The following is a 19,455-nucleotide window of genomic DNA, read 5'->3' on the forward strand; positions in this document are numbered from 1 at the left end:
CTAGAAAGCGCGCGAAGCATGGCGGCGCACAGGGGAATTGGCAATGACCGACATCACGGTGATGGGGGCGGGGATCTTCGGTCTCTCGGTGGCCTGGGCCTGCGCGCGGCGCGGCGCGGGTGTGCGTGTGATCGACCCGCACGGGCCGGGGGCCGGGGCTTCGGGCGGGGTGGTCGGCACGCTTGCCCCGCATGTGCCGGAGAACTGGAACCCCAAGAAGGCGTTCCAGTTCGACAGCCTCATGATGGCCGAGGCATTCTGGACCGAAGTGGAGGCGGCAGGCGGGGTCTCGTCCGGCTATGCGCGGCTGGGCCGGATACAGCCCGTCGCGGACGCGCCGGCGCTGGCACTGGCACGGGCCCGCGAAGAAAGCGCCGCGCGGCTCTGGCAGGGCAAGGCCCTCTGGCGGGTGGAGGCGGCGACAGGTGCCTGGTGCCCCGAGAGCCCGAGCGGCCACGTCATCCACGACACTCTGAGCGCACGGCTTCACCCCCGACGGGCCTGCGCGGCGCTGGTGGCGGCCCTGCGCGCGACCGGGGCCGACGTGGTCCGCGACGGCGCGCAGGAGGGGCGCATCCTCTGGGCCACCGGCGTTGCGGGGCTGGCAGAGCTGAGCGCCGCCACGGGCCACCCTGTGGGCAACGGCGTCAAGGGGCAGGCCGCGCTTCTGGCGTTTGACGCGCGCGCGCTGCCGCAGGTCTTTGCCGGGGGCGTGCATATCGTGCCGCACGATGATGGGACGGTGGCCATCGGCTCCACCTCCGAGCGTGACTTTGCAGACCCTGCCGCCACCGATGCACAGCTTGACGACGTGATCGCGCGCGCCCGCGCTGCCCTGCCCGCGCTGGCGGCTGCGCCGGTGATCCTGAGATGGGCCGGGCTGCGCCCGCGCACCCGCAGCCGCGCGCCGATGCTGGGGCCGCACCCGTTCAAGGCGGGTGCGTTCATCGCCAATGGCGGCTTCAAGATCGGCTTCGGCATGGCCCCGAAGGTGGCCGAGGTGATGGCCGATCTCATGCTCGACGGGATCGACCACATCCCCGAGGGGTTTCGACCGGAGGATTGCCTATGAGCCGGTCCGGCATGACCTTCACCGTCGCGCCGCCCGACGCTAACGCACCACAGGAACACGCCCGCCCCCCGGCCCCGCACGACGCAGCAAAAGGCCGAGGCGTGCGAAACTGTTGGCGGTATCGGCCGGTTCGCGTTCGGCCAGAAAGGCGTCAAGCTCGGGCCAGATGCGGATCGCCTGATCGAGCGCGGGGTCGCTGCCCTCGGCATAAAGCCCCGCGCGCACCATCGTCTCGGAACGCGCATAGGTCCCAAGCAGGTGGCGCGCCTGCCCGATGAGGCGGTTCTCATCGTCGCTCGCCGCCTGTGGCAGGCTGCGCGAGACCGAGCGCAGCAGGTCGATGGCCGGATAGCGCCCGCGCTCGGCGATCTCGCGGTCGAGCACCACATGCCCGTCGAGCACCCCGCGCAGGATGTCGGCCACCGGCTCCTCCATGTCCGATCCGGCGACAAGCACGGTCAGAAGTGCGGTGATGTCGCCCTGCCCCCCCTCGCCCGGTCCCGCGCGCTCGCACAGCGACATGATCGTGTGCGCCGTCGAGGGCGGAAAGCCGCGCAGCGCGGGCATCTCGCCCGCCGCGATGGCCACTTCGCGATGCGCCTCGGCAAAGCGGGTGATCGAATCGGCGAGAAAGAGGACATGGCGGCCCGCGTCGCGGAAATGCTCGGCTACGGCCATGGCGGCAAGCGCGCAGCGCCGCCGCACCAGCGCCGAGCGGTCCGAGGTCGCCGTCACGATCACCGCGCGCGCCATGCCCTCGGGGCCAAGCACATGGCGCACGAACTCTCCCAGTTCGCGCCCGCGCTCGCCTATCAGCGCGACAACGACGACATCGGCCTGCATATGCCGCGCGAGATGGCCCAGAAGCATGGATTTGCCCACGCCGGACCCGGCGAAAAGCCCCATCCGCTGCCCGCGCACGACAGGCAGAAGGGTGTTGAACACGGCCATGCCCGTCTCGAGCCGCGCGCCCAGCGGATGACGGCGCGCAGGCGCGGGCGGGTCGGCGCGCAGGGGCCGCGCGACCGGTCCGCGCAATAGCGGGCGGCCATCGAGCGGCACGCCGAACGGGTCGATCACGCGACCGATCCAGTCGTCCGACGGGGCAATCTCGGATGGCCCCATCAAGCGCACGCGGTCGCCCAAAGCCACACCCTCGGCGGCCTCGTCAGGCAGGATCAGCAGCGCGGCCGCCTCCATCTGCAAGACCTCGCCCGAAAGCTGGCCGCGCGCGGTCTGAACCTGCACCCGGTCGCCAAGCCGCGCCGCGCCCGAGAGGCCACTGACCCGCAAGAGCCCGCCCGCCACCGAAATCACCCGTCCGACCGGATGCGCAGCACTCAGCCCCGTGATTTCCGCCCGCAGCCCCGCCAATGCCGTCTGTTTCATGGAATCGCTCCTGACCGTCGCCCGAGAACCATTTCTAAACGAATCAGGGTTAAGCCTTGGTTGAAGCCAATCGAGGGAGAAGCCCCGATGTTTGAAAATCTCGACGTCTTTCGCCTGTCCCATGCGCTTGCGCGGCACGCTGGCGCACGGCAGGCGGTTGTGGCGCAGAACATGGCCAATGCCGACACGCCGGACTATGCGGCGCGCGATATCGCGCCCTTTTCCGCCTATCTCGACGCCCCGCCGGGGATGCGCGCGACACGGCCCGGCCATCTTTTCGGGCAGGGCGGCCCGCAGCCCTTCGAGAGCCATGCGGAACGTGGCACCGCGCGCGATCCCAACGGCAACTCGGTCTCGCTCGAGACGGAAATGCTGCGCGCCGTCGATGTGCAGCGGCAACACGGGCGCGCGCTGGCCATATACCGGTCCGGGCTGACCGTGCTGCGCACCGCCATTTCACGCAGTTAGAAGGGCTGAGCAATGAGCGACTTTTCCAACGCGCTGAGCGTCTCGGCAAGCGGCCTCAAGGCGCAATCCCAACGGCTCCGGCATGTGGCCGAAAACATGGCCAATGCCGACACGCCCGGCTACCGGCGCAAGACCGTGGCCTTTCGCCCCGAGCACGGCGCGGCCCAAACCGGGCGCGTCGAAACCGGGCCGGTGCGCCTCGACCGCAGCGCGCTCCGCCAGGTCTATGAGCCGGGGCATCCGCTTGCCGACGAGACCGGGCATTTCGACGGCTCCAACGTCGATCTGATGATCGAGATGGCCGACGCGCGCGAGGCGCAACGCAGCTACGAGGCGAATCTCAAGATGTTCGAGCAGGCGCGACAGATGTCGTCGAGCCTGATGGATCTCTTGCGCCGCTGACCCCAACCGAGAAAAGGAGAGCCAGAATGGATGTGAGTGCCGTTTCCGCCGCGCGGGGCTATGCCGCCCTTCGCCCCGCGACCGAACCCGAGGCCGGGACCAATGCCGCCGCAGGTTTTCAGGCGCTGGCGCGCGATTTCGCCGCCACCCTGCGCGCGGGCGAAGATACGGCGATGGCCGCCATCGCGGGCAAGGCCGATCCGCACGCGCTTGTCCAGGCGCTCGCGCAGACCGAACTTGCCGTCGAGACGGCGGTGACGGTCCGTGACCGGGTGGTCGAGGCCTATCAGGAAATCCTGCGGATGCCGGTCTGACCCATGCGCGAGGAAATCCTCTTTTACGACACGCTGCGCGAGGGGCTCTGGGTTGCGATGCTGATCTCGTTGCCGATCCTCACGGTGGCGCTGGTCGGCGGACTGATCGTCGGCCTTTTCCAGGCGCTGACCTCGATCCAGGAAATGACGCTGACCTTCGTGCCCAAGCTCGGGGCCATCGTGCTCGTGTTCTGGCTCAGCATGGGATTCATGACCCAGACGCTGGTGGCGTTCTTTCAGGACCGGCTCGTGCCGCTCATCATCGGAGGCTGAGACATGGAAGCCGCAGGATATGCCACGCTCACCCGCCAGACCGGGCTGATGCGCGAAATGCAGATGATCGCCAACAATATCGCCAATGCGGCAACCACGGGCTATCGCGCCGAGGGGATGATCTTCTCGGAATTCGTCGCCCGCGCCGAGGGCGCGCCGTCGCTGTCGATGGCGCGTGGCAACACGCCCGTCACCTCGCAAGTGCAGGGGCCGGTGGAGGCCACCGGCGGCGCGTTCGATTTCGCCATCGAGGGCGAGGGGTTTTTCCTGATCGACACGCCCGAGGGCGAGCGGCTGACGCGCGCCGGGGCCTTCGCGCTCTCGGGTGAGGGCGATCTGGTGACGATGGACGGGTTTCGCGTGCTTGATGCGGGCGGCGCGCCGGTCTTCATCCCGCCCGACGCGGGCCGTCCCGGCCTCGGGACCGACGGCACGCTGAGCGCGGATGGCCGCCCGCTGGCGCAGCTTGGCCTCTTTCAGCCGGTCGAGGGCGCGGCGCTCATCCGCGTGGGTGGCAACCTCTTCGAGAGCCGGGGCGCGATTGTCCCGGTCGAGGAGGGCAAGATCCTGCAAGGGTTCCGCGAAGGCTCCAACGTGGAGCCGCTGAGCGAAATCGCGCGGATGATCGAGGTGCAGCGCGCCTATGAAATGGGCCAGAGCTTTCTCGAGGCCGAACATGAACGCGTCCGCCGCGCGCTCGACACCTTCACCCGATAAGGAGAGACCGCCATGAGACTTCTCAAGATCGCCGCCACCGGCATGGCCGCGCAGCAGATGCGGGTCGAGACCATCTCCAACAACCTCGCCAACATGTCGACCACCGGTTACAATGCGCGCCGCGCCGAATTTGCCGATCTGCATTACCAGCAGGTGACGCGGGCGGGCACGATCTCGGCCTCCGACGGCTCGGTCTTGCCCACCGGCGTGCAGCTGGGCCTCGGCGTGCGGCCCGCCGCCGTGACGGTGGAGTTGACCCAAGGCTCGCTGCGGGCCACGGGCGGCGATCTCGATGTGGCGATCGACGGTCACGGCTATCTCGAGGTGACGCTGCCCTCGGGGCAGTCGGGCTATACCCGCGACGGGGCGCTCAAACGTTCCGCCGAGGGGGTGATCGTCACCTCCGAGGGCTTTGCGGTTGCGCCCGAGATCACCATTCCCGACGATGCGCGCAGCCTGTCGATCAATGCCGAGGGCGAGGTCTTTGCCTTTTTCGACGATGCGGTCGAGGCACAGTCGCTGGGGCAGCTCAACCTTGTCGGGTTTGCCAATGCCAAGGGGCTCGAGGCCATCGGCAGCAATCTCTTTCTGGAAACCGAGGCCTCGGGCCCGGCCAATGTGACCACCGCCGGACAGGACGGACTTGGCACGTTGCGCCACGGCTTTCTCGAGGACAGCTCTGTAGATCCGGTGCGCGAGATCACCGAACTGATCGAGGCGCAGCGCGGCTATGAGCTCAACGCCAAGGTGATCACCGCCGCCGACCAGATGCTCGCCGCCACGACGCAGGTGCGGTGATGCGGTTTCTGCTCGCGATCCTCGTCGCCTTGGCCACCCCGGCGCTCGCGGACCGGGTGGAGGCACTGCGCGTGATCCGCCCGCAGGAGATCATCGCGCCCGAGGACGTGATCCGGCGCGACGGTGGCGCGACGGGGCTGCCCGGGCTCGACGCGATCATCGGTCAGGAGGCGCGCGTCGCGCTCTATCCGGGCCGCGCGATCCGGGCGGGCGATATCGGCCCGCCCGCCAGCATCGAGCGCAACCAGGTGGTGCCGCTGATCTATACCCATGGCGGGTTAAGGATCGAAACCGAAGGCCGCGCGCTCGCCCGCGCCGGAACGGGCGATTACGTGCGGGTGATGAACCTTGCCTCGCGCGCCACCGTCACGGGCCGCGTCACCGCCGATGGGCGCATTGAAGTGTCAAGGTAGGAGCGGATCATGAGAGTGGTTTTACTGGTCGGGCTGGCCGTCGCGGGCTGCGGGCGGATGGATCACATCGGCAAGCCGCCGAGTTTCACGCCGACCATGAACTCGACCGAGCAACTGGCGATGCTCGATCCGGGCCTGCCGCTCGAGAGCGCGGGCCGCGTGCCGGTGCAGGAGGCCTCGCTGTGGGATGGCGGGCGCAAGTCGCTTCTGGGTGACCGGCGCGCGGCGCGGCGCGGTGACATCCTGACCGTGGTGGTGGAAATCGATGAGGAAGCAGAAATCTCAAACACGACGGACCGCGCGCGCACCGGCTCGGAAAATCTCGGCATTCCCGATTTTTTCGGCCTGCCGCAACGGATCAACCGGAACCTGCCCGAGGGGGCGAGCCTCGATCAGGCGGTCGGGATCACTTCCTCCAGCCGCTCGGGCGGCGACGGCTCGGTCAGCCGCAGCGAGGAGTTGACGCTGCGGGTCGCGGCCACGGTGATGCAGGTACTGCCCAACGGGGTTCTGGAAATCCAGGGCTCGCAGGAGGTGCGGGTCAATTTCGAGCTGCGGGAGCTTCTGGTGACGGGCTTCGTGCGTCCCGAGGACATTTCGCGCCAGAACGAGATCACCTATGACAAGATCGCCGCCGCGCGCATTTCCTATGGCGGGCGCGGTCAGATCACCGATGTCCAGCAACCCCGGATCGGCCAGCAGGTGCTGGACGCGATCCTGCCGTTCTGAACGGGGGCCAGCGATATGATGCGCATTCTCTTACCCGTGCTGCTTTTGCTGCTTGGCCTCGGCGCCGGGATCGGCGCGGGGCTGTTTCTTGCGACACCCGTCCCCGAGGCGGGCGACGCGGAGACGGCCGCACCCGCGGCGGCGGGGCAGACCGATGGGCAGACCGATGGGCAGACTGGCGGGCAAACCGAATTCGTGCGGCTCAACAACCAGTTCGTCGTGCCGGTCGTTGCGCGTGACCGGGTGACCGCCATGGTGGTCATCTCGCTCAGCGTCGAGATGCGGCTTGGGACAGCGGACGCGGTCTACAACCGCGAGCCGCGACTGCGCGATGGACTTCTTCAGGCAATGTTCGATCACGCCAACCGGGGTGGCTTTGACGGGGCGTTCACCGATGCCAACAGCATGGATGTGCTGCGCCGGATGCTGATCGAAGTGGCGCGCGATCTGTTGGGCGAGGATGTGCGCGGCGTGCTGATCACCGAAATCGCGCGTCAGGACGTGTGATCGCGGGCACGGGCCAGGCGCAGAAGCGCGAGATGCTCGAGGCGCTGCGCCTCGCGGGCCTGGCGGTCGTGATGTCTCAGGCTGAGATGATGCGCGACAAGCGCACGCGCCGCCTCGGCCTTGCCAAAAGCTTGGCGTAGGGGTGGCAGCGCCCGCTCCTTGCGCGCAAGTGCAAGCGCAAGCTCGGAATTGAGAGCGGCGCGGCTTCGTCCCACCCACCCCTGCCATGACAGATCCGCGCCGATTTCGCGCAGTCCGCGCATCGCCTGCTCCGGCAGAGCCCGCGCCGCCTCGGCCTGCGCGTCAAGGCGCGCAAGCGCCGCGCGCAGCCGCGCCTCGTCCGCCAGAACCGCGCGTAGCCGCGCCGTTTCCTGGTCGAGCCGCGCCGCCGTCACCGCAGCAAGCGCAGAGCCGTCGCCCGGCCTCATCCGAAGGCCCGCGCCTTGCGGCGCATCGCATCGGCAAAGCGGATCGCGGCCGCGACGGCGCGATAATGGCGCGGGTCGATCTGCTGCCCGATTTCGGTCTCGGCATGGAGCGCGCGCGCGGCGGGCGGATCGCTGTGGACCGGCACGCCGTGCTCATGCGCCGTCTCGCGGATGGCACGGGCCATGTGATCGACGCCCTTGGCGACGCAGACCGGGGCCGCGCCGGGCGCACGGCTCCATTTGAGGGCCACCGCGTAATGGGTGGGGTTGACGATCACCACATCGGCCTTCGGCACCTCGGCCATCATCTGCCGAGAGGCGATGTCCATGCCGCGCTGACGGCGCTGTTGCTTCATGTGCGGATCGCCTTCGCTCTCCTTGTGCTCATCACGGATCTCCTGGTGCGACATGCGCTGGCGGCGGGCATGATCGAAGCGCTGCCAGAGATAATCGACCGCGCCGATGGCGATGGCCAGCAGCAGCACCACGGCAAGAAACTCCACCACCATGCGCGCCATGACCGCCCCGATCTGGCCTGGTGCCGCATGAAGCGTGGCCGCAAGGCGCGGCAACTGCCCGGTAAGATAGGTGCCGAGCAGCACGCAATAGGCCAAAAGCTTGACTGCGCTCTTGGCAAATTCGAATAGACCGCTGGGCCCGTATTTGTTCCTGGCATTCTCGACAGGGTCGATGCGCGACAGCTTCGGCTCAAGCTTTGACGGTGCAAAGACAAGGCTGCGCTGCGCCACCACCGACAGGAGCGCGCCCGCGCCGGGCAGCAGGAACCACGCCATGAGCGCCAGCGCGAGCCCGCCCATGAGTCCGCCGAGCGCCGCGCCGCCCGAGCCGCCTTCGAAGGCCAGCGCGGCAAGGCGGTCCGGCTGTTCGAGAAAGCGCATCATCAGGGACCCGGCCTCGGACACCGAGCCCGCGCCAAGCGCCAGTGCCGCCAGAACGAAGCCCGCATAGGAGCCTGCGGTATTGAGATCGGCGGAGCGCGCCAATTCTCCCTTTTCGCGCGCCTTTTCAATCTTTTGCGGCGTGGCCTCGTGGCTCTTGTCGCCCTCGTCCTGCGCGTCGGCCATCAGCGCGCCCCCATCGGATCGGCGAGAAAATCACCAAGTGCCTCCGCCCAGAGCCCGAGCATGGCCGGAGCCAGCAGCATCAGGAGAACGAGCCCCGCCCCGGTGATCGCCGGCGCACCGACAAAGACCACCATGAGCTGTGGCATGGCGCGGTTGATGATACCAAGGGTGAGGTTGTAGAGCGTGGAGGCGATGACGAAGGGAGCGGCCAGCGTGAAGGCAAGACCAAAGGCATGGGCCACGCGCGCAATGCCCCATTCCGCCACTGCCGCCGCAAGCGGCGGCACGCCGGGCGGAAGGAGGCGGTAACTTGCGATCACAAGCTCGGCCAGCCGCAGATGCAGCCCGAGCATCATGGCAAGCGCCAGCGCGCCGGTCACGAGCAGGTGACCGATGGCCGGCATGGGGGTGACGCCAGCCGTGCCGAGGATCTGCGACAGCGAGGTGGATTGCGCGGCAATCGCCCCGGCGGTCTGAAGCGCAAGCACGAAAAGGCGGATGCCAAGACCGAGCATCAGGCCGATGCCGGTCTCGGTCAGGATGAGACGCAGGAGGTCGGGATTGACGGGAAGCCGCCCGGCCAGGTCGGGGGCCATGGCGGGCGTGACGATGGCCGAAAGGCCGAGGGCAAGCCCGAGCTTGAGGCGCATTGGCACCGACGTCTCGCCGAAGCCGGGGAAGAGCGCGATGAGCGGCGCGATCCGGAGAAACACCAGCGCATGCAGCCATAGCAGCTCCTGCGCCAGCGGCAGGAGTGTCGCCAGCCCGCTCATGCCGCCACCACCCCCACGAGAGAGGGTCTGCTCTCGGTGCCGATCTCCTCGAAGGAAAGCACCGGCGCGCCGATCTGTTTGGCGGCAAGCGCCGTGCGCAGGAACCGGCGGCGCGGCGTCGAGGTTACGATGGCGGGTGCGATGCCCTTTTCCTGCGCCGCGTTGACCGCCTCGGCGGCGGCCCCGGTCAGCGCGTTGAAGAGATCCGGCGGCAGCGCCACGTCGATCCGCCCGCGCTCGGCCTCGATCTGGTAGGCGCTGAACCGCTCTTCCCATTCCGGGGCCAGTTGGATGAGCGGCAAGGTGCCGTCGGGGCGGGTCAGCTCGGCCACGAGCTGAAAGCCGAGACGCTGGCGGACATGCTCGCAGACCGTCTCGGGCGCGGCGCCGCCCGCGCGGCCCTCCGCCGCCGCCTCGATGATCAGCGGCAGGTTGCGGATCGAGACCTGTTCGGCCAGCAGGAGCCGCAACACCGCATGCAAGAGGTCAGGTGCGATACGGTCGGGGATCATCTCCTCCAGCAGCTTGCGATTGGCCTCGCCGCGAGCACGGTCCGAGAGGTTGACCATCTCGTCGAGCAGCCGCCGCATCGCCTTCATCGTCAAGAGGCGGCTGAGATTGCGTCGGATCACCTCGAGCAGATGGGTGGCCAGCACCTCGGTCGGCGTCACGAGCGTCGCACCATCAAGCGCCGCCATGTCCCGCGCGGCACCGGGGATCCAGCGGGCAGGCGCGCCATAGACCGGCTCGCGCACCGTCTCGCCGGGGGGCAGGGCCGGGTGACTTGCCGGGTCAAGCGCGAGAAGGTTATCCGGGCGCAGCCCGGCGCGGGCCTGCTCGACCCCGTGCACGCGGATCACGTAGCTGCCCGCCTGTAGCCCTGCATCGTCGGTCAACCGGATCTCGGGCAGGATGAGGCCGTAGCGGGTGGCGACGTGACGGCGCATGTTGGCGATGCGCGCATCGAGCCCCTCGCCGGGATCGAGCACCATATTGACCAGATCGGGGGCGAATTCGACGTGGATGTCGTCGAGCTCCAGAATGTCGCCCATGGACGGCTCGGGCGGCGGCGCGCTGGGGGTTGCGGCCTCGGCCAGGGGGGCCTTTGACCGCGCGCGATACCCCATGGCCGCCACCCCGCCAAGCACCAGCCCACCCAGAATGAACGGCACGAAGGGCAGTCCCGGGACCAGTGCAAAGAGGCCCATGAGCACGGCTACCGTGGCGAGCGCCGCCGGATGGCGACCGATCTGCGCCCCGATGGCCGCGTCGGTGGCCCCAAGCGTGCCGCCGCGCGCGAGCAGAAGTGCTGTGGCGATCGAGATGACCACAGCGGGGATCTGCGTCACCAGCCCGTCGCCGACCGTCAGGATCGCGTAGGTCTCGAAAGCGCGGCCAAGCGGCATGTCGTGCACCACCGTGCCCATGATCAGCCCCATCACCAGGTTGAGAAGCGTGATCAGCAGGCCCGCGACGGCATCGCCCTTGACGAATTTCGACGCCCCGTCGAGCGAGCCGAAGAATGTCGTCTCCTGCTGTTCGCGGCTGCGGCGCTCGCGCGCCTCCTCATGGGTGATGGCGCCTGCGGACATATCGCTGTCGATGGCCAGCTGTTTGCCGGGCATCGCATCGAGGGCAAACCGCGCGCCCACCTCGGCCATGCGCGCGGCCCCCTTGGTGATCACGAGGAAATTGACGATGAGCAACACGCCAAAGACGACAAGTCCGAGAAACACGCTGCCGCCCATGACGAAATTGGCGAAGCCCTCGATCACGTCACCTGCCGCCGAGGTGCCGGTATGGCCCTGGCCGATGATGAGCTTGGTCGAAGAGACATTGAGCGACAGCCGGAGCACCAGCGAAGCCAGCAGAATCGTCGGAAAGGAGGAGAAATCAAGCGGCCGCTCGATGAAGAGCGTGATGGTGAAGATCAGGATGGCCAGCGCAAAGGAGGCAGCAAGGCCGATATCGAGCATGAACGCCGGCATCGGCAGGATCATCATGGTGATGACCGCCATCAATGCGACGGCAAGCAGAACAGTGGGCTGAAAGAGTTGGGTGGGGGTCAGGCGCGGCATGGCTCAGGACCCCCGCGCCGCAACGAGTGCGGGAAAAAACGGTGGCGGCGCGGGGCGGTCGAGCGGCACGAGCGAGCCGCGCACGACCCCCGACATGCTTCTTGTCAGGAGCGGAAATGTGTTGGAGGCGGGCGCTCGGGTCGCGGCATGGGCCGTACCAGGGCCGCGTGGCAACTTTGGGTCGCGCGGCAGGGTCGGCACATCGGGCGGGGCATCGGAAAGCGCGGCGCGCACCCGCTCGAACCGCGCGCGGTACTCTCGTGCGCGCTCCGGTGTGCGCGAGTGAAACCAGCCCGCCGCCACCGACCAGTTGCCGCTCTGCGCATGGAGATCCTTGAGAAAACGAGCGGCATAGGCGGCGTTGCGGAGCGGGTCGAACATTTCGGAGGGAGAGCGGAATGCCGTGCCATGCCAGCGGTGATTGATCTGGAAACACCCGATATCGAAGCTGCGCGCGCCACGCGCCATGGCGCGGGCGACAAACGCCTCGGCCTCGGCGCGAGTCTCGAACCAATGGCCCTTGCCCTCCATGTTGACGGTCCATGGCCAGGGCTCGAGGCCACGCCCGCGTCCGGTCTCGACGCGGGTGATCGCACGCATCACCGGCAGTGGCACGCCCGCGCGATCTGCCACCTCCCGTGCTGCGGCATCGCACAACGCGGTGCGCGCCATGGCCCGAGGCACGGGAAAAAGGACAGTCGGCAGGACAAGAGCGAAACACAGGGTGATGAGCAGGTTTTGCAAGACAATATCCATTCTGGGGTGCACCGCGGAGATCGGTGGTCGGTGCGATCTTCGCGGCGAGAGATTGAGATTCGGTAAGCGCGGCCCCGCCTTACCGCACGCCGTCCTGAGGGCGCGGGAGTGCGTCGAGCAAACCTGTCAGCGTCGCGCGCGCGCTGCCCGTTTCCGCCAGCAGGCTTGCGATCCGGTCGAGCGTTGCCACGCCATCCGGAACCGGACCCGCCGGGCCGCCCAGCAGGTCTGCCACCTCGAGCAAGAGCGGATCCGAAGCCCGCGCCAGCACCTCCGGGTCACGCGTGTACAAAGCGGCCCGATCCGCCTCGGGCAGAGCGTCGGTTGCGGAAAAGAGCGCCTGCGCGCTGACATGATCGCCGCGCAGGCTTCGGGCGCGGGCACGCAGCCGGTCGGCCTTGCGCCCGTCAAGGCCCAACAACGCAAGATCGGCTTCGGCCGGTCGTTGGAGCGCAAGCGCGATTTCGGCGCGCAGAAGCCGGAGGGAGGGATCGGACCGGATGGTCGGCAGGATACGGTCGGCGACATCGGCAAAGCCTGCGTCAAGCAGGCGGCGGGCAATCGCCCCGACAAGTTGGTCGCTCATGGCCTCCGGAGGCATGACGCGATCACCGAGCACGTAGCGCAGGAACGTAAGGTCATCGGCGGCGCGGACGACTTCGCGCAAAAGGCTCTCGGCCATGGCCCTTGCCACCGGTTGCGCCGGGTCGAGCGCCCGCCGGTCGAACGCGGTGGCGGCCTCGTCGAAGGCCCCGGCGGCGGCGAGAGCGGCCACATGGGCCACGGCGAGCCGGTCGCCGATCACCGTGTCGCGCAATTCATGCGCATACGCCCCGGCCAGTTGCGCCTGATCGACGGTCACCGGCGCGCCACGCGAGAGCGCGGCCTCAATGGCAAGCGCGAGCGCCTCGGCGGCATGGAGCGAATTGCTGCGGCTGACCTCGGCCAGCGCGGCGATGTTCGGTCCGGCCACCTGCGCCGCCAGATCGGCACGCGCCAGACCGGTTCCGGCCTCGTCCGGCGCAGCGATCCGTTCGATCATGCGCTGAAGGTGCTGGGCCGTGTCCACATGGCCGACCGCAACCAGATTGCGCACAAGCCCCGGCCCGAGGCCACGGCGCAACCCTGCCGGCAATGCCGCAAAGCTGCGTTGCAAGGCCCCATGATCGAAGGTCAGCGCCGCGTCGATCGGTCCGCGTGCAAGCAGCGCCCAGAGCACCGCCGGTTCGCCGCAATCCGTCGCCTCTTGCAGCGGGCTGTTGGCGGAAAGGGGCGTCTGATCAACAAGCTGCGCGAGATCGCGCAACAGCCGGGTGTCGGCATGCGGTGCAGCGACGAGATTCAGGATCTGGTGGGCCTCGGCGCCAAAGCCGTGATGGATGTAAAACCGCGCGAGATCGTGCGCGACCTGTGGGTTGATCACGTCGAATTCACCATAAAGATCGCGGTAGAGGCGGCCCATGTCCTCCGGCAGAGCGAGGCTATCGCCCCAGGCCGGCACGTCGAGACGCCCTGGTGCCGGACAGTCAGGTTCATTGGAAACCGGCAATCGTGCCGCGCTCGCCCCTCCCGCCACGTCGCGATCCATGCTGGTCCGGGCGCGCAGGGCGATGGGATCATCGGGCGCTTCGGGCAGCACATCAACCGCCAGCGCCGCAGGCTCCGGCGTGTCGGAGGGTGGCGGCGCGAGGTGGATCCCACGCGCCTCGGGTTCTGCCGTGACCAGCCCCTGGCTGGCGGCGCGCCCCAGTTGGTGCAGCAGAACCGAGTGCATCCGGTCAAGATCGGGCACCAGGGCCGCGGAGGCTTCATCGAGTCCTCGATCCGGCGCAACCGCAAGGTCGAGCTGAGCGACCAGCGCCTCTGTGGCGGGCGACGGGGCTGCCGGTCCAAGGCGGGCGGCAGGACGGGGCGTGAGCGAGGGCTGGACCGGGTCGGCGATGTCGATGACGAGCATGGCTGCGCCATGCCAGAACGGGCGCAGCGGACAATCGCAGATCAGGTCGAGCCGGAGCCGCCCCTGCCCTTCGGGTGCGACAAGCGCGCGCAGTCGGTTTCGGGCGATCCGGGCAAAGACGGCGGTGACGTCGAAACGGAGCGTGGGACCATCAAACACAAGTGTCGCGCCGCCCGAGTGCTCCTCGATCCGGTAATCAAGGCGACGCGGCAGGTCGATCACCAGCCGGTCGAACCCCTCATGCGCGCCCGAGCGCACCGTCACGCTCTGGGAAATAGCGGGCGCGGCAAACAAAAGCACCAGACAGAAAACAGCGGCGCGGATCATGCAGCCTCCTGCTTGAGTGCCTTGAGCGCCTCTTCCAGATCGCCAAAGCTGGGCCGGTTGTGGCCGGGCGTGTTCTGCCGACCCACCTCGATGCAGATGTTCGCGGCGTGGCTGTGCAGGTTTGCGATCAGAACCTCGCGGATCAAGCGGTAGAAATGCGCATCCTCCTCGACAACCTCGCGCAGCTTTGTGGCGAAGGGCCCGACGAACCCGTAGGACAGGAACACGCCGAGAAAGGTGCCGACAAGCGCGCCACCGATCATCTTGCCAAGTATTTCGGGCGGTTGGTCAATCGAAGCCATGGTCTTGATCACCCCCAGAACGGCGGCCACGATGCCAAGCGCCGGCAGCCCGTCGGCCATGGTCTGAAGCGCGTGGCTGGTTTGCAAGGCATGGTGATGCTGAGCCTCCATCCGCTTGTCGAGCACCTCCTCGACCTGGTGAGGATCGTCGTAATTCATCGAGGCCGAGCGCATCGTGTCACCAATCAGCGCGACCGCCTCGGCATCGGCGAGGATGCGCGGATAGCGGGTAAAAATGGACGAGTCAGCCGGGTTTTCGATATGTTCCTCAACCGCTACAGGGTTCTGCCGCGCAAGCCGGATCAGGGTGAACAGCAGGCACAGCAGATCGCGATAATCGCCGGGTTTCCAGCGCGGTCCCTTGAAGACCTTGCCGATGTCCCGAACCGTATGTTTCACGGTGGATAGGTCATTGCTGATGAGGAAGGCACCAATGGCGGCACCGGCGATCATCATCATCTCGAACGGCAGCGCGTGCAGGATGATGCCCAGCTTGCCCCCCGCAGCGAGATAGCCGCCGAAGACCATGACAAAGATCATTACAATACCGACCAGTCCGATCATCACCCTCTCCGTATCGACACGCTGACCGCGAGTTTCACACCCGCCGGTTACCCGCCGGTTAAGAGCCGCCGCTCAATCGCTCTCGGCATTGCGCCCGGCGAGCACGACGCTGAACATATGCGCGGCCTCCGGGCTCAGCCCGGCCATGATCGCCGCCGCCGCATCGGGGCGCATCCGTGCCAGAAATCCCGCCGCGAACCGCGCGTCCATCTGCTCGAACAGGGCGGCGGCCTGTTTCGGTTTCATCGTCTCGTAGACGCGGGTCAGACGGTCGAGATCGTCCTCGGCCGCGGTCTCGGCGATGGCGAGGGTGCGCCTGAGCGAGTCCTCGGCCTCTGCCAGTGCCGCGAGCCGCGTGGTGATCTGCTCATCGGCGATGGCCAGCGCCTGCATCCGGTCCTCGAGCGCGCGCTCGCGGCTGGCGACGCGCGCCTCCCGGTCCTTCAGCGTCTCCAGAACGGCCTGAAGATCAGAGGGCTGCTCGCAACTGCCGCCGACCCCGGCCTGATGCTCCACCGCGTCCTTCGGGGTGGCGCGGGCCATGGCCTGCCCGATGCCGTCACCCACCCGCACCACGGCCGAGGCCAGCAAAAGCGCTGCAACAACCGTGAGCGTGCCGCGCGCGCGGCCACGGCGGCGCGCGGCGCTCATGTCCGGCTCTCCGCGCTGTCGGACGGGTGGCGGCGAAAGACCGGGCCGTCGGGCGGCGGGGTCGGCTTCGGCGGGGTCTCCGGCAGATCGTGCATCGAGGCCACCAGCAACTCGAGGCGCTTGGCCACCCCCTCGGCCCGGTCCGTGAGCGCATCGAGCGAGCCGGTGGAGCCATTGGCCGTCGCCTGCGCCGCGCGCAGCGTCCGCGCCAGATCGTCGACCTGCGCCGAGAGCACCGCAACCGCCCCGCCGACCCCGGTCTCGAGATCGTTGAAACGGCTGAGCCGCCGCGCCAGGACGTGACAGTAGACCGCCGCGCCCAGCGCGCCCGCGACCAGCAGAATGTCGGCGATAAGCTCCATTTCTCTTCCCCTCAGTCCAGCACGAATTCCATCACCAGCAGGTCGTTGACCCGCCCCTCGCCGACCACCGCCTGCACCCGCCGGAGCATCTGTCCGCGCAGCCGCATGAGCGCGCTGCTCTCCTCCAGATCGCTGAGGCGAAGCGCGCGCAGATAGGTGTTGAGCACATCGACCACGCGCGGCATGACGCGCGCCACCTCGGTGGCCTGTTTCGCGGGCACCTCAAGCTCGGCGCGGAACCGCAGATGGCGGCTGCGTCCGGCTTCGGCATAGGAGACCACAAGCGGCTCGATGGGCACGAAGACAAGATTGGCGAAATCCACCTCATGCGGCGCGGGCGCAGCCTCGGCGACATGGTCCGCGTTGCCCCCGAACGGCACCAGCCCCGCGCGCACCGCAAGGAATCCACCCGCCCCGCCAAGCACCGCCAGCACCAGCCCGAGAATCAGCGGCAGGCGCGAACGCTTTGGCGTTTCTGTCGTGGTTTCAGGGGTTTCGTCGGTTTCGGCCATGCTGTGCCCTCTTTTTCGTCGCAAGGGCACTATCGCCCAGAGAGGCTAACCGAATCTTAAGGCCGATGCGCGAAGACTGACCCCAGAGACCGGCAGAAGGCCGATCGACAGGAGACATCGACGTGCAACAATTCCTGACCCTCTGGCAATCGCTCGACATGAGGCGGCGCGTGGTCGTGATTGCGGCGACCCTGGGTGTTTTCGCGGCTGTGCTCGGACTTGCGCGGATGGCCGCCAACCCGAACCTGAGCCTGCTTTACGCGGGGCTTGAGGGCACGGCCGCGGGCGAGGTTGTGGCCGCACTCGATCAACGGGGCGTCGCCCACGAGGTGCGTGGCGACGCCATCTATGTGGCGAGCAACCAGCGTGACAGTCTGCGCATGGTGCTTGCCGGAGAGGGGCTGCCGTCGGGCACGGCGCGGGGCTACGAGATCCTTGACGGGCTGTCGGGCTTCGGCACCACCTCGCAGATGTTCGACGCCGCCTATTGGCGCGCCAAGGAGGGCGAGCTTGCGCGCACCATCCTTGCGCATCCCGCGATCACGGCGGCGCGGGTGCATCTGGCCTCGGGCGGGGCGGCGCCGTTCCAGCGCAATGCGCGGCAATCCGCCTCGGTTTCGGTCACGACCAATGGCATGGGCCTCTCGCCCAAACACGCCCGCGCGCTGCAATTCCTTGTCGCCTCTGCGGTGGCCGGACTGACCCCCGAGGATGTCGCGGTGATCGATTCCGAGGGTGGGCTCATCGGCGCGGAAGAGGCCCCGGCCAATGCCCCCGACGATCGCGCCGAGGCGCTGCGGCTGCGCGCGCTCAGGCTCCTCGAGGCGCGCGTCGGGCGCGGCAACGCGGTGGTGGAGGTGACGCTCGACACGGTGACCGAGACCGAGACGGTGCGCGAACGGCGCCTTGACCCCGAGAGCCGCGTCGCGATCAGCACCGATACCGAGGAAAGCAGCAGCAACGCCTCGGATCAGGGCAGCGGCGTCACCGTCGCGTCGAACCTGCCCGAGGGCGATGCGGGCGGCGGTGCCCCCTCCACCAGCCGCAGCGACGAGACCCGCGAGCGGGTGAATTTCGAGGTCTCCTCGACCGAGCGCGAGATCCTGCGCACCCCCGGCGCGATCCGGCGGATGAGCGTGGCGGTGCTGGTCAATACCCTGCCCGAGACCGGCGACGGCACACCGCGCCCCGAGGAGGAGCTTACCGCGCTGCGAGAGCTGGTGGGCTCGGCGGTGGGGCTCGATGCGGCGCGCGGCGACGTGCTGACGCTGCGCTCCCTGCCCTTCGAGGCGCTCACCCCCGAGGGCACGCTGGCCACGCCCTCTCTGCTCGACCGGCTGGCGATCGACACCATGGCGCTTGTTCAGGGGGCGGTTCTGGCGTTGGTGGCGCTCGTGCTCGGGCTTTTCGTCCTGCGTCCGGTGCTGATGCGCCCGGCCACCGCCCCGGCACGCCTTGCGCCACCGCCCCCCACCACCGCACAGGCAGCACTGACAGGCGAAATCGACGAACGCGAGATCGACGAGGCGGGCCTCTCGGTGGTCTCCGAGGGACGCGGCGAAACCGGGCTTCTGCCGGGCGCAGAGCGGGCCGAGGACCCGGTCGCACGGCTGCGCGCCCTCATCGGCGAGCGACAGGAGGAAACCGTCGAGATCCTGCGCACCTGGCTTGAAGGCGAGGAGGAGCGGATTTGATGTCGATTGCCCACCTGCTCGAGGAATTCGGCGATCCGTCCGACGGCACACCGCTCGCCATGACCGATGTCTCGCTCGAGGAAGAGCGGCTCGCGGCCTTCGAGAAGGGCTATCAGGCGGGCTGGGATGACGCGGTCAAGGCGCAATCGGAGGATGCGCGCCGCATCACCGCCGATCTGGCGCAAAACCTCCAGGACCTGCGCTTTACCTATGAGGAAGCCTATGGCGCGGTCATGGCGGCGCTGCGTCCCCTCCTGACCGAGATGGCCGGCGCGGTGCTGCCGCAACTCGCCCGCGAGAGCCTCGCACCGCGTATCGCGGAGATGTTGCACGATCACGCACGCGCGCAGGGCCGCCAGCCCATCGAGATCGCCGCCGCGCCCGAGGACCTGCCGCGCCTCGAACAGCTGACAGGCGACAGTCTCGAAATCGCTCTTGTCGCAGATGACACGCTGGCCGAGGGGCAGGTCTACCTTCGCTTCGGCGAAAGCGAAGCGGAGGTAGACCTGCCCGGCGTCCTCGCGGGCATCACCGCCGCCGTGAGCGGTTTTTTCGCCGAACAACCGACAGGAAAGGCCATCGCATGACCGACACCCCCTCGCCCGAGCCCTCCGCTAGCGGGCTTGCCAGCCCGTTTTCGGGCGTGCCCATAGAGATCACCGTCTGCGTGGGCCGCGCCCGCCCGCTGATCCGCGACCTGCTCAAACTGGGCCGCGATTCGGTGCTGCCGCTCGACCGTCGGGTCGATGACCTGGTCGAACTTTACATCGGCGAGCGGCTGATCGCGCGCGGCCAGCTTGAGGAGGCGGAAGGCGACGGAACCGGCCAGCTTGCCGTGCGGCTGACCGAAGTGGCCGATCTTCGGGACGGGCTGAATTGAGCGC

The 19,455-nt window shown here is 68.3% G+C and carries 24 protein-coding genes; 13 read left to right on the top strand and 11 right to left on the bottom strand.

Translation table 11 applies throughout. From position 1 onward, the window contains the following. Positions 1–43: 43 nt before the first annotated feature. Positions 44–1,072 (top strand): NAD(P)/FAD-dependent oxidoreductase, encoded by a 1,029-nt coding sequence (locus ABIE57_RS10710; RefSeq protein ID WP_354539011.1) that lies wholly within the window; start codon positions 44–46, stop codon positions 1,070–1,072. Between the two features lie 39 nt (positions 1,073–1,111). Here the strand turns inward: ABIE57_RS10710 and ABIE57_RS10715 are convergent, their stop codons facing one another. After that, positions 1,112–2,461 (bottom strand): FliI/YscN family ATPase, encoded by a 1,350-nt coding sequence (locus tag ABIE57_RS10715; RefSeq protein ID WP_354539012.1) that lies wholly within the window; start codon positions 2,459–2,461, stop codon positions 1,112–1,114. A gap of 87 nt (positions 2,462–2,548) precedes the next feature. Between ABIE57_RS10715 and ABIE57_RS10720 the strand changes: the two genes are divergently transcribed. The 9 genes from ABIE57_RS10720 to ABIE57_RS10760 are packed head-to-tail and all read left to right on the top strand — an operon-like array spanning position 2,549 to position 7,082. Beyond that, entirely contained in the window at positions 2,549–2,929 is a 381-nt protein-coding gene (locus ABIE57_RS10720; protein WP_354539013.1) for a FlgB family protein, read from the top strand. A gap of 12 nt (positions 2,930–2,941) precedes the next feature. After that, the gene (flgC, locus tag ABIE57_RS10725) at positions 2,942–3,331 is read left to right on the top strand and encodes a flagellar basal body rod protein FlgC (RefSeq protein WP_354539014.1); all 390 of its coding nucleotides are present in this window, start codon (positions 2,942–2,944) and stop codon (positions 3,329–3,331) included. 26 nt (positions 3,332–3,357) lie between these two features. Beyond that, entirely contained in the window at positions 3,358–3,645 is a 288-nt protein-coding gene (gene fliE / locus ABIE57_RS10730; RefSeq protein ID WP_354539015.1) for a flagellar hook-basal body complex protein FliE, read from the top strand. Positions 3,646–3,648: 3 nt separating this feature from the next. After that, positions 3,649–3,918 (top strand): flagellar biosynthetic protein FliQ, encoded by a 270-nt coding sequence (locus ABIE57_RS10735; RefSeq protein ID WP_354539016.1) that lies wholly within the window; start codon positions 3,649–3,651, stop codon positions 3,916–3,918. Positions 3,919–3,921: 3 nt separating this feature from the next. After that, positions 3,922–4,635, top strand: a complete 714-nt coding sequence (locus ABIE57_RS10740; RefSeq protein WP_354539017.1) for a flagellar hook-basal body complex protein — start codon at positions 3,922–3,924, stop codon at positions 4,633–4,635. Between the two features lie 12 nt (positions 4,636–4,647). Further along, complete coding sequence (gene flgG / locus ABIE57_RS10745) at positions 4,648–5,433, top strand: flagellar basal-body rod protein FlgG (protein ID WP_354539018.1); 786 nt, start codon at positions 4,648–4,650, stop codon at positions 5,431–5,433. After that, positions 5,433–5,846 (top strand): flagellar basal body P-ring formation chaperone FlgA, encoded by a 414-nt coding sequence (gene flgA, locus ABIE57_RS10750; RefSeq protein WP_354539019.1) that lies wholly within the window; start codon positions 5,433–5,435, stop codon positions 5,844–5,846. The genes flgG and flgA overlap by 1 nt, the downstream gene beginning before the upstream one ends. A 9-nt stretch (positions 5,847–5,855) precedes the next feature. After that, a complete protein-coding gene (gene flgH / locus ABIE57_RS10755; protein ID WP_354539020.1) occupies positions 5,856–6,575 on the top strand; it encodes a flagellar basal body L-ring protein FlgH in 720 nt (239 codons plus the stop codon). A 15-nt stretch (positions 6,576–6,590) separates the two neighbouring features. Beyond that, positions 6,591–7,082: a flagellar basal body-associated protein FliL gene (locus tag ABIE57_RS10760; protein WP_354539021.1), complete on the top strand. Its 492-nt coding sequence runs from the start codon at positions 6,591–6,593 to the stop codon at positions 7,080–7,082. Here the strand turns inward: ABIE57_RS10760 and ABIE57_RS10765 are convergent. The 10 genes from ABIE57_RS10765 to ABIE57_RS10810 form a co-directional block, all read right to left on the bottom strand. Further along, positions 7,070–7,510, bottom strand: a complete 441-nt coding sequence (locus tag ABIE57_RS10765) for a hypothetical protein (RefSeq protein ID WP_354539022.1) — start codon at positions 7,508–7,510, stop codon at positions 7,070–7,072. The two genes, ABIE57_RS10760 and ABIE57_RS10765, sit on opposite strands and share 13 nt — an antisense overlap. Next, positions 7,507–8,595, bottom strand: a complete 1,089-nt coding sequence (locus ABIE57_RS10770) for an EscU/YscU/HrcU family type III secretion system export apparatus switch protein (protein ID WP_354539023.1) — start codon at positions 8,593–8,595, stop codon at positions 7,507–7,509. Before ABIE57_RS10770 ends, ABIE57_RS10765 begins: the two co-directional genes overlap by 4 nt. Continuing rightward, positions 8,595–9,368, bottom strand: coding sequence for a flagellar biosynthetic protein FliR (locus tag ABIE57_RS10775; RefSeq protein ID WP_354539024.1), 774 nt, complete (start codon positions 9,366–9,368; stop codon positions 8,595–8,597). Before ABIE57_RS10775 ends, ABIE57_RS10770 begins: the two co-directional genes overlap by 1 nt. Then, entirely contained in the window at positions 9,365–11,446 is a 2,082-nt protein-coding gene (gene flhA / locus ABIE57_RS10780) for a flagellar biosynthesis protein FlhA (RefSeq protein WP_354539025.1), read from the bottom strand. The genes ABIE57_RS10775 and flhA overlap by 4 nt, the downstream gene beginning before the upstream one ends. Positions 11,447–11,449: 3 nt before the next feature. Next, a complete protein-coding gene (locus ABIE57_RS10785; protein ID WP_354539026.1) occupies positions 11,450–12,202 on the bottom strand; it encodes a lysozyme family protein in 753 nt (250 codons plus the stop codon). Positions 12,203–12,281: 79 nt separating this feature from the next. Next, positions 12,282–14,486: a hypothetical protein gene (locus tag ABIE57_RS10790; protein WP_354539027.1), complete on the bottom strand. Its 2,205-nt coding sequence runs from the start codon at positions 14,484–14,486 to the stop codon at positions 12,282–12,284. Beyond that, positions 14,483–15,352: a flagellar motor stator protein MotA gene (motA, locus tag ABIE57_RS10795; RefSeq protein ID WP_354539028.1), complete on the bottom strand. Its 870-nt coding sequence runs from the start codon at positions 15,350–15,352 to the stop codon at positions 14,483–14,485. Before motA ends, ABIE57_RS10790 begins: the two co-directional genes overlap by 4 nt. Before the next feature lie 72 nt (positions 15,353–15,424). After that, on the bottom strand, positions 15,425–16,003 hold the full coding sequence (locus ABIE57_RS10800) for a MotE family protein (protein ID WP_354539029.1): 579 nt from the start codon (positions 16,001–16,003) through the stop codon (positions 15,425–15,427). Continuing rightward, entirely contained in the window at positions 16,000–16,365 is a 366-nt protein-coding gene (locus tag ABIE57_RS10805) for a hypothetical protein (protein WP_354539030.1), read from the bottom strand. Before ABIE57_RS10805 ends, ABIE57_RS10800 begins: the two co-directional genes overlap by 4 nt. A gap of 11 nt (positions 16,366–16,376) precedes the next feature. Next, on the bottom strand, positions 16,377–16,877 hold the full coding sequence (locus ABIE57_RS10810) for a flagellar basal body-associated FliL family protein (protein WP_354539031.1): 501 nt from the start codon (positions 16,875–16,877) through the stop codon (positions 16,377–16,379). Positions 16,878–16,999: 122 nt separating this feature from the next. On the opposite strand from ABIE57_RS10810, the gene fliF reads away from it, so the two are divergent. The 3 genes from fliF to ABIE57_RS10825 are packed head-to-tail and all read left to right on the top strand — an operon-like array spanning position 17,000 to position 19,451. Next, positions 17,000–18,571 (top strand): flagellar basal-body MS-ring/collar protein FliF, encoded by a 1,572-nt coding sequence (fliF, locus tag ABIE57_RS10815; RefSeq protein ID WP_354539032.1) that lies wholly within the window; start codon positions 17,000–17,002, stop codon positions 18,569–18,571. After that, positions 18,571–19,158: a FliH/SctL family protein gene (locus ABIE57_RS10820; RefSeq protein ID WP_354539033.1), complete on the top strand. Its 588-nt coding sequence runs from the start codon at positions 18,571–18,573 to the stop codon at positions 19,156–19,158. The genes fliF and ABIE57_RS10820 overlap by 1 nt, the downstream gene beginning before the upstream one ends. Then, entirely contained in the window at positions 19,155–19,451 is a 297-nt protein-coding gene (locus tag ABIE57_RS10825; protein ID WP_354539034.1) for a FliM/FliN family flagellar motor switch protein, read from the top strand. Before ABIE57_RS10820 ends, ABIE57_RS10825 begins: the two co-directional genes overlap by 4 nt. Positions 19,452–19,455: the final 4 nt, after the last annotated feature.

The sequence above is a fragment of the Roseovarius sp. MBR-6 genome, from assembly GCF_040547525.1.
GTDB lineage: Bacteria > Pseudomonadota > Alphaproteobacteria > Rhodobacterales > Rhodobacteraceae > Roseovarius.

Bases quoted from the DNA above. Each gene is read 5' to 3' on its own strand.
- ABIE57_RS10710 (WP_354539011.1), top strand. From the start codon at position 44: ATGACCGACATCACGGTGATGGGGGCGGGGATCTTCGGTCTCTCGGTG.
- ABIE57_RS10715 (WP_354539012.1), bottom strand. From the start codon at position 2,461: ATGAAACAGACGGCATTGGCGGGGCTGCGGGCGGAAATCACGGGGCTG.
- ABIE57_RS10720 (WP_354539013.1), top strand. From the start codon at position 2,549: ATGTTTGAAAATCTCGACGTCTTTCGCCTGTCCCATGCGCTTGCGCGG.
- flgC (WP_354539014.1), top strand. From the start codon at position 2,942: ATGAGCGACTTTTCCAACGCGCTGAGCGTCTCGGCAAGCGGCCTCAAG.
- fliE (WP_354539015.1), top strand. From the start codon at position 3,358: ATGGATGTGAGTGCCGTTTCCGCCGCGCGGGGCTATGCCGCCCTTCGC.
- ABIE57_RS10735 (WP_354539016.1), top strand. From the start codon at position 3,649: ATGCGCGAGGAAATCCTCTTTTACGACACGCTGCGCGAGGGGCTCTGG.
- ABIE57_RS10740 (WP_354539017.1), top strand. From the start codon at position 3,922: ATGGAAGCCGCAGGATATGCCACGCTCACCCGCCAGACCGGGCTGATG.
- flgG (WP_354539018.1), top strand. From the start codon at position 4,648: ATGAGACTTCTCAAGATCGCCGCCACCGGCATGGCCGCGCAGCAGATG.
- flgA (WP_354539019.1), top strand. From the start codon at position 5,433: ATGCGGTTTCTGCTCGCGATCCTCGTCGCCTTGGCCACCCCGGCGCTC.
- flgH (WP_354539020.1), top strand. From the start codon at position 5,856: ATGAGAGTGGTTTTACTGGTCGGGCTGGCCGTCGCGGGCTGCGGGCGG.
- ABIE57_RS10760 (WP_354539021.1), top strand. From the start codon at position 6,591: ATGATGCGCATTCTCTTACCCGTGCTGCTTTTGCTGCTTGGCCTCGGC.
- ABIE57_RS10765 (WP_354539022.1), bottom strand. From the start codon at position 7,510: ATGAGGCCGGGCGACGGCTCTGCGCTTGCTGCGGTGACGGCGGCGCGG.
- ABIE57_RS10770 (WP_354539023.1), bottom strand. From the start codon at position 8,595: ATGGCCGACGCGCAGGACGAGGGCGACAAGAGCCACGAGGCCACGCCG.
- ABIE57_RS10775 (WP_354539024.1), bottom strand. From the start codon at position 9,368: ATGAGCGGGCTGGCGACACTCCTGCCGCTGGCGCAGGAGCTGCTATGG.
- flhA (WP_354539025.1), bottom strand. From the start codon at position 11,446: ATGCCGCGCCTGACCCCCACCCAACTCTTTCAGCCCACTGTTCTGCTT.
- ABIE57_RS10785 (WP_354539026.1), bottom strand. From the start codon at position 12,202: ATGGATATTGTCTTGCAAAACCTGCTCATCACCCTGTGTTTCGCTCTT.
- ABIE57_RS10790 (WP_354539027.1), bottom strand. From the start codon at position 14,486: ATGATCCGCGCCGCTGTTTTCTGTCTGGTGCTTTTGTTTGCCGCGCCC.
- motA (WP_354539028.1), bottom strand. From the start codon at position 15,352: ATGATCGGACTGGTCGGTATTGTAATGATCTTTGTCATGGTCTTCGGC.
- ABIE57_RS10800 (WP_354539029.1), bottom strand. From the start codon at position 16,003: ATGAGCGCCGCGCGCCGCCGTGGCCGCGCGCGCGGCACGCTCACGGTT.
- ABIE57_RS10805 (WP_354539030.1), bottom strand. From the start codon at position 16,365: ATGGAGCTTATCGCCGACATTCTGCTGGTCGCGGGCGCGCTGGGCGCG.
- ABIE57_RS10810 (WP_354539031.1), bottom strand. From the start codon at position 16,877: ATGGCCGAAACCGACGAAACCCCTGAAACCACGACAGAAACGCCAAAG.
- ABIE57_RS10820 (WP_354539033.1), top strand. From the start codon at position 18,571: ATGTCGATTGCCCACCTGCTCGAGGAATTCGGCGATCCGTCCGACGGC.
- ABIE57_RS10825 (WP_354539034.1), top strand. From the start codon at position 19,155: ATGACCGACACCCCCTCGCCCGAGCCCTCCGCTAGCGGGCTTGCCAGC.